This is a genomic window from bacterium (assembly GCA_040755795.1).
GTDB lineage: Bacteria > UBA9089 > CG2-30-40-21 > CG2-30-40-21 > SBAY01 > JBFLXS01.
Genome location: JBFLXS010000169.1, coordinates 1 through 8,021, shown reverse-complemented (window position 1 = coordinate 8,021; position 8,021 = coordinate 1). Strand labels below are relative to the sequence as shown.

8 protein-coding genes and 3 tRNA genes are annotated in these 8,021 nt (G+C 35.0%); 9 read left to right on the top strand and 2 right to left on the bottom strand.

What is annotated here, in order from left to right:
• The first annotated feature begins 311 nt into the window (after window positions 1-311).
• Both AB1414_11525 and AB1414_11520 read left to right on the top strand, forming a co-directional pair.
• Complete coding sequence (locus AB1414_11525; protein ID MEW6608059.1) at window positions 312-527, top strand: hypothetical protein; 216 nt, start codon at window positions 312-314, stop codon at window positions 525-527.
• Window positions 524-1,003 (top strand): type II toxin-antitoxin system VapC family toxin, encoded by a 480-nt coding sequence (locus AB1414_11520; GenBank protein ID MEW6608058.1) that lies wholly within the window; start codon window positions 524-526, stop codon window positions 1,001-1,003. The genes AB1414_11525 and AB1414_11520 overlap by 4 nt, the downstream gene beginning before the upstream one ends.
• Window positions 1,004-1,041: 38 nt before the next feature.
• Here AB1414_11520 and AB1414_11515 read toward each other — a convergent pair whose 3' ends face one another.
• Window positions 1,042-1,179 (bottom strand): hypothetical protein, encoded by a 138-nt coding sequence (locus AB1414_11515; protein ID MEW6608057.1) that lies wholly within the window; start codon window positions 1,177-1,179, stop codon window positions 1,042-1,044.
• A gap of 235 nt (window positions 1,180-1,414) precedes the next feature.
• Between AB1414_11515 and rpoD the strand changes: the two genes are divergently transcribed.
• The 7 genes from rpoD to AB1414_11480 all read left to right on the top strand — a co-directional run bounded on the left by rpoD (window position 1,415) and on the right by AB1414_11480 (window position 7,203).
• Window positions 1,415-2,983 (top strand): RNA polymerase sigma factor RpoD, encoded by a 1,569-nt coding sequence (gene rpoD, locus AB1414_11510; protein ID MEW6608056.1) that lies wholly within the window; start codon window positions 1,415-1,417, stop codon window positions 2,981-2,983.
• Window positions 2,984-3,105: 122 nt separating this feature from the next.
• Window positions 3,106-3,181: transfer RNA gene (locus AB1414_11505), tRNA-Ile, on the top strand.
• A gap of 71 nt (window positions 3,182-3,252) precedes the next feature.
• A tRNA-Val gene (locus AB1414_11500) sits at window positions 3,253-3,328 on the top strand.
• 95 nt (window positions 3,329-3,423) lie between these two features.
• Complete coding sequence (locus AB1414_11495; GenBank protein MEW6608055.1) at window positions 3,424-4,128, top strand: C4-type zinc ribbon domain-containing protein; 705 nt, start codon at window positions 3,424-3,426, stop codon at window positions 4,126-4,128.
• Between the two features lie 52 nt (window positions 4,129-4,180).
• Window positions 4,181-4,900 (top strand): HD-GYP domain-containing protein, encoded by a 720-nt coding sequence (locus tag AB1414_11490; GenBank protein MEW6608054.1) that lies wholly within the window; start codon window positions 4,181-4,183, stop codon window positions 4,898-4,900.
• Between the two features lie 429 nt (window positions 4,901-5,329).
• Window positions 5,330-5,416 (top strand) — tRNA-Leu (locus AB1414_11485).
• A gap of 452 nt (window positions 5,417-5,868) precedes the next feature.
• On the top strand, window positions 5,869-7,203 hold the full coding sequence (locus AB1414_11480; GenBank protein MEW6608053.1) for a hypothetical protein: 1,335 nt from the start codon (window positions 5,869-5,871) through the stop codon (window positions 7,201-7,203).
• Between the two features lie 305 nt (window positions 7,204-7,508).
• On the opposite strand, the gene AB1414_11475 is transcribed toward AB1414_11480, so the two are convergent.
• A complete protein-coding gene (locus AB1414_11475) occupies window positions 7,509-7,685 on the bottom strand; it encodes a hypothetical protein (protein MEW6608052.1) in 177 nt (58 codons plus the stop codon).
• Between the last annotated feature and the right edge of the window lie 336 nt (window positions 7,686-8,021).

The window sequence follows — 8,021 nt, the reverse complement described above, 5'->3', positions numbered from 1 at the left end:
GATGTTTTGCGAGGTTGGTCAAAGGGTAACTCCAGTCGCCCTACGGGCTCCTTCCGTTACCCTTTGAGGTATACCCAATGCATCTAAAAAAAGAGTAAAAATGGTCTTGACAAACCCGGCCACCTCAATTCATTGTTAGGCATTTATGATTTTGGAGGAGATAACATTGTGTCCATCCGTTGCTTGTTCGCCAGGGGGGTGAACAGATAATAGGGCTTCACGAAATTATAAAGTAAGTAATCGGTTAAATGGTAACTGGTAACTAATTACCATTCACCAGTTACCAATTACCAAAAATAAGGAGTCTGCTTATGAAACTCAAAGAAAAAATTTATCACGCGATGACAATGATGAAAAGTGATGAATTATGGTTATTGTATGAGCAAATACAACTCATTCAACATCTTAAGCAAATTGCACGACCACAAAAAAACCGGATGACGATTGATGATATTTTAACTATGACCAGTTCTTCACACGAATGTTGGTCTGAGACGGTAAAAGAAGACCGAATGGAACGGATATGAATTATTATTTCGATACCTCAGCATTAGTAAAGATTTACCATCGTGAAGACGGAACAGACAGAGTACTTGTTATCTATAAAGGTGATGAGCCAATTGCAATTTCTGAGTTAAGCCGTATCGAATTCATAGCCACCGTAATGCGAAAATATCGTGAGCAGGCAATTACGCTCGACACACTTCAGTCGCTCCTAACAAAATTTCAGGAAGATTTGGAACAACGCTATGATGTGCTCAAATTTTCTTCATTGGTCATTGAGGAAGCAGATAATTTACTCTGTCGTTTTGGTGAACAGCATGGTTTAAAGACTCTGGATAGTCTACAATTTGCCTTTTTGACAACCTATTGTGAACAAGATACTCGGTTTGTTTGTTCTGATACGATGGCGAGTCAACTTGTCAAAGACGAGGGTTTTAATGTCATTGTTCCAGAACAACCCGATGTACAAAACAAAGATAAGTGTGAGAAAACAGGCTAATAATCGCATGAAGTTAACCTGAAGATATCGTGGGGAATTTAATAACGGGCAGTTCCTTGACAAATAAGGTAATGTATGCCTAACCAGGCGTTGCAGTGGACGGCGGCGGATTGTGCCGTGATTGAAAGTTTTGTAGTATCTGAAGGAGTAATCGTGCTTATAAAGTTTAGTGACAATCCTCCCGCCGCCGCTGAACTCAGCGTTAACTTCTTTTCTTGAAGCCTCTCGGATAAAAATAGGAAGTAAGAAATGGGAAATAGGAAGTAAATAAAACAAAATTCCTACTTTCTACTCTCTACTCTCTACTTAAAAAGTGGGGGTGAAGGAAAAATTTGCGGTGTGCAAAGGCTAATAAAATTACCGCTTAATTTTATCCGAGAGCGTTCTTCTTTATAGAGGAGGCGATAAGGATTGAAAAAAAATCAGTTTGTAGATGAAATTGAACAGATTATTGAATCAGGTAGGGTAAAAGGAGAATTAACTTATGATGAGATAAATGAGATGCTTCCGGATGATATTAGTCCAGAACAGATGGAGAATCTTTTTTTTCAATTAGCCGAGCAAGGAATATCTATCGTAGATGAATTTTTGCCTGAAAAGGATGAAGAAGGTAAAAAACTATCATTTGAACTTCCAGAAACAGAAGGATTTGTTGAAGACCCGGTGAAGGCTTATTTGCGAGATATAGGGAAAGTAAATTTACTTTCATCAGAAGAAGAAATTAAAATGGCGATGAAAATGGAATTAGGATGGGAAAAACTAATAGCGGCGGTTTTAGATAGTAGTATAATTATACAGGAATTACGAAAAATTGCCATTCGATTAGATAGGGGAGAAAGAAGAATTAGTGAGAATATTGAAGGCGGAGAGCAAGATGAATTATCTCCAGCAAAAAGAGCCCGTTTGGCAACACAAATTAAAAATTTATTGAATAAGATAGATAAAGAAACTGATTTAAAAAGAAAAGAAAGAATTAAAAGTATTTTACAAAAGGCGAATCTTCATCGAAATTTAATTCAAGGAATTGCAAATAAGATAAAGAAGATAATACAAAATATTTCTGAGATTAAAGAGAAAATAGATGAATATGAAAATAGATTAAAGGATATATCTGATGAGAAAAAAATTGATGAAATAAAAACCCAGATTAAGAAGTACCATAGAAAACTGAAACAAATTGAAACTGAGATTATGGATGATTCCATTGAAAAATTAGTTGAGATTGGTGAAAAGATTAAGGAAGGCGAAAAACTAATAGAAGAGGCTAAAGAAGAAATGGTAAGTGCAAATTTAAGATTAGTCGTGAGTATTGCTAAAAGATATATTAATTGGGGATTATCTTTCCTTGATTTAATTCAAGAAGGGAATATGGGATTAATTAAGGCTGTGGAAAAATTTGAATATAAGAAAGGATATAGATTTTCTACTTATGCTACCTGGTGGATTAGGCAGGCAATTACACGAGCTATTGCCGACCAATCAAGAACTATTCGCATCCCGGTGCATATGGTTGAGCAGATAAATAAGGTGGTTAAGGAATCAAGACGATTGATACAGAAATTAGGTCGCGAACCTCTACCAGAAGAAATATCAGAGGGATTAGATTGGCCAGCAAATAAAGTGCGGGGTATTTTACGAATTGCTCAAGACCCAATTTCTTTAGAAACACCAATTGGAGAGGAATCAGATAGTCATTTAGGTGATTTTATAGAAGATAAATCAGTTGAATCCCCTGTAATTGCAACTACTTTTGCCTTACTACAAGACCAATTAAGAAAGGTGTTAAAAACACTTTCTCTTCAGGAAGAAAGGGTTCTACGATTACGATTTGGGTTAGAAGATGGTTCCCCGCGAACATTAGAAGAAGTCGGAGAAAGGTTTAATGTTACCCGGGAGAGAATTCGGCAGATAGAGGCAAAGGCATTACGAAAACTCCGCCACCCAACTCGAAGTAGAAAATTAAAAGATTATTTAGAGTAAAAGTAACCGTGTAGGTGATAATTTACCGCAGAGACGCAGAGGAACAAAGAAGACTGACCCATTACATCCGAGTAAAGAAATTATTTGACAAAAATAACTATGTATCGTATAATTATAGATGTGGGCCCATAGCTCAGCGGTTAGAGCTCCGGACTCATAATCCGGGAGTCCAAGGTTCGAATCCTTGTGGGCCCACCATTTTGGGTAATTGGTAACTGGTGAGTGGTAATTACCATTTAACCAATTACGAGTTACCAATCACCAAATTAGGGCGGTTAGCTCAATTGGGAGAGCGCATGCGTCACATGCATGAGGTCACAGGTTCAACCCCTGTACCGCCCACCAGTTTTGGTAACTGGTAATTGGTAACTGGTAATTGGTAACTGGTAATTGGTAACTGGTGACTGGTAATTAGTTACCAGGTATTTAGGAGATAGAGAATGAATGAGCAGATACAACTTTTAGTCAGCCTCCAAAATAAAGATACCGCTATTTTTGAATTAAATCAAATAATTAAAAATTTACCCACGAAGGTAGAACAATGGAAACAATCCTACCATGCCAGACAAAATGAATTGAATCAAAAAAGAAAAGATAAAGAAAATGTAGAAAAAGAACTAAGAACCAAAGAAAGAAGATTACAAACCATAGAAGATGAATTGAAAAAATTTAGAGCAAGAATATACGAGGTAAAAACACAAAAAGAAATGGTTTCTTTAGATAGTGAGATAAAAAAAGCAGAGGAAGAAAAAGGTAGAGTGGAGGAAGATATTCTCAAACTGTTTGATGCAAATGATAATTTAGTTAATAAAATTAGTTCTTTAACTATTGAATTAGAAAAGGAATTAGTTGAACTTAAAAAGGAAGAACAAGAAACTAATCGACAAATTGAATTAAATACCAATAAATTAAACTCTGTGACTAAAGATAGAGATGAGATATCTGAAAAGATAGCAAAAGAGACATTAGCACTTTATGAAAAAATTCGGGCACATAAAAATAATTTAGCTGTAGTTCAGGTTAAAGATAATGCCTGCCAGGGATGTTTTATAAAACTGCCTCCACAGGTAATCAATGAAGTAAAATCTGGTTCACATCTTGTTAGATGTGAAGGTTGTGTGAGAATCCTTTATTGGAAAGAATAACAGAAGACAGAAGTCAGAAAGCAAAACCCCGTTGTTCTGGAGGTGAAATAGGATGAAAAAAGAAAAGACAACTCCAGTTCCAGAATTGGTGGAAAGATTAAAGTCTTTTCATCAAGAAGCAGTGAATTATACTGAAGAATTAAAAAAAACTCATTCATTACACGAAAGTGAGCAGGAACACCTAAAAAAGTCATATCAGGATTTTGAAAAGATTTATATCAATACTATTTGTACCTTAGCGGATGCTATTGATGCCAGGAGTAACTATACAAGAGGACATTCTTCAAGGGTAAGACATTATGTTGAAATGATGGGTAAAAAGTTAAATTTACCAGAAGATGAATTAAAAACACTTGGTATCGCCGCAACTTTACATGATATTGGTAGAATGGGAATTGATAATACTATCTGGGAGAAACCTGGTGGATTGACTAATGAAGAATATGAAGTGGTGAAACGCTATCCAGCTGAAAGTGCAGATGTCTTAGCCTCTGTTTCCTTTTTGGAGTTTGTTGCAAAAATAGTTCGGCATCATCGCGAAAATTATGATGGCACAGGTTATCCAGATAAACTTAAAAGAGAAGAAATACCACTTGGGGCTCGAATATTATCCGTTGCTGATGCCTTTGATGCGATGACATCAGAGCGTCCTTATCGTGAGCGAATTGACCCTGAAGTAGCCATAGATGAACTTAAAAATAAAGCAGGAACCCAGTTTGACCCAAAGGTGGTTGAAACCTTTATCTCTATCTGGGAACAGATGTATAGTTAAATAAGGTAACCGTTCAGGGATATAGCCACAGAGTCACAGAGAACACAGAGGGAATATAGCAGTTATTAGTCAAAATTTTACTCACAGTGGATAAGGGAAAAATCCCAAATCCCAAGCACCAAATCTCAAATAAGCACCAAATTTCAAGTACTAAATACCAAACTATGGGGGGTAATGTTTTGAATTTTGGTCATTCGAATTTGTTTGGAATTTGGAATTTGTGATTTGGAATTTCATAGCTATATTTATGTCAAATTTCGATTAATAAGTGCTATAATTCGTGTCCATTTGTGGCTAATTTCTCTAATTCTCTGTGAACTCTGTGCCTCTGTGGCTGAACGGTTACATAAAGTTTAGTGGCAATCCTCGCCGCCGCCGCTAAATTCTATCGTTGGACGCATGACTGATAACCGATTACCTTCCTATATTGCCGAAGTGGTGAAATTGGCAGACACGCCAGGTTCAGGGTCTGGTGGAGGTAACTCTGTGGGGGTTCGAATCCCCCCTTCGGCACCAAAAATTTTAGCCTACCTCTAACAGAATAGACCGTGATAAATTATTTGAATAAAATTAGTAACTATTCACCACGAAGAGCACGAAGGGCAGAGAGATGTTACAGAACAAATCTCTTTATGCCTCCTTTCTTTCAATCTTTCCACATTGAAATTTATAGCAGTTATTATTCAAAACTTTACTTAGAAATACAAATAATGTCCCATAGGGACAATATATCGGTAAATGGCTTTCCATAAATTTTCTATCAATATATCGTTTCCTACGGAACTGATTGATTTGTCTATCTATTTCTACCGATATTATGTTCCTAACGGAACGATTATTCTCATGCCTTATTTATGGGTATTATCCTGTGTAAACTTCCAGTTAATAACCGCTATATTTCACAGGTGGATCAAATTTTGTTGACAATAGGGAAAGATTTTGGTAAAATATCCCCGTCTTGAGCAAAAGTGAAGGTAACATCCAAAATGCCCAAAAAAGCAAATTCCTATCAGTTAAACTCAAATACTTTAATTGTTATAAGTATTCTTATAGTTGTATTTACCAGTCATGTCTATAGTATAGTTATTACTTCACTTGATTCAAGCTGGATTATACCTACGGCAGAAAGTATTATTAAAGAAGGCAATACAGATTTAAATGAATATATGCCAAGGCAAGATTATAGAATAGAAAATATTAAAGGACACTATTATACCAAATATCCAATTGGTGCTATTGTTATTGCTGTTCCTTTTGTTTATTTAATTGATAAAATACTAACATTGTTTTTATCGCCTGAGATAAGTGAAATTATAAAAGCTCATTATTATTATCATGGTGAGGATATCGCGAGTGTAGCAGTTTGTAGATTTGCTGAAATATTGATAGCTTCCCTAATTATAGCCGTTGCATCAATATTTATTTATTTAATCTCAAGAGGTTATTTAAATAATAGATATTCGTTGTTGTTAACTTTTATATTTGCCTTTTGTACATCCACATGGTCAACAGCCAGTCGGGCATTATGGCCACATGGTCCATCTATATTACTATTAACAATCTCTTTGTATATTATTTTATTATCCCAAAAGAAACCTCATCTACTCCAATATGTAGGCTTACCATTGAGTTTTTCCTTTATCGTTCGGCCTACAAATAGTCTATCAATAATTATTATAACTACATATATTTTTTTATACCATAGAAAGTATTTTATAAAGTACATTTTGGGGACACTTATTATTACTATACCATTTCTAATCTACAATTTTAGTATATATCACAATATTATATCACCGTACTATCTTGACAGTAAAATATGCTTATCTCCTTATTTTTTTGAAGCACTATCAGGGAATTTAGTGAGTCCATCGAGGGGACTATTTATATTTTCGCCTGTTTTATTATTTTCGATTTATGGATTAGTATTAAAAAGTAAAGAAAAACCTTTTGATATATTAACATTATATATTTTTATGATAATAATCTTACATTGGATTATGATATCATCTCGTTTCCCTATCTGGTGGGGAGGACACGCTTTTGGGCAACGGCATTTTTCAGATATGATTCCATATTTTATCTATTTATTAATTCCATTTATAAAAAAATTAAATACTTTAAAAGGTAAAATAAAGATATGTTTAAATTTTATCTTTATGGGCTTAATAATATTAAGTTTTTTTATTCAGTTCAAAGGTGCTAACGACTGGAATGCCTTTCTGTGGAATGCTACACCAGTTAATATAGATATTGAGCCTAAAAGAATATGGGATTGGAAAGATATTCAATTCTTAAGATAATTGTAATTTTCTATCTGTAGTTTTTGAATCGTAGTCATAATTATGGAACCAATCAAGACTTATGGTAATTTCAGATTTGTGGTGGATAAGGTAGTTGATAAATCCTCGCGGTATGGTTAGCCAAAGGATGGATTTGCCTATGTGGAATGTGAAGAGTGCGGGCATAGATTTTTAGTACCCTTTTCGTGCAAAGCCATCGTAGGGAGGAAAAAAATGAAAAAAAAAGGTAACCATTCAGGTATAGATAAAAATATATAACTATAACTCAAATCTCAAAACGCAAAGCTCAAAACTACAACTTAAAACTAAAAGTAACTATTCAGCCACAGATGGACACGGATGAAACACTGAAAATTCGTGAATCGTGTCCGTTTTCCGTGTCCGTAATTAGGCTCAAGGCTGATGGCTGAAAATTCAGGTATAGTGCCTCGTGTCTCCTCTCCTTCTCCCCATTTCTCCCTTTCTCCGTTTCCCCCTTTCATCTGTCCTCTGACATCTGTCTTTATCCGTGTTAATCCGTGTTAATCAGTGGCTGAATAGTTACTGTTCTTGATAATACCCATGATGTATTTGTATAATTCATCTTTCCATAAATTTTCTACCAATATATCGTTCCTACGGAACTAATTGATTTGTCTATCTATTTCTACCGATATTATGTTCCTAACGGAACGATTATTCTCATGCCTTATTTATACTTGATGTTCAAGTTTTTTAAAGGTATAAAGATTTAACCGCAAAGAGCGCAAAGGAAGATTTCGCAAAGGACGCAAAGGAAGGAAAATAAGGTGGTGAACAACCTATTGCTTTGTTAAGTT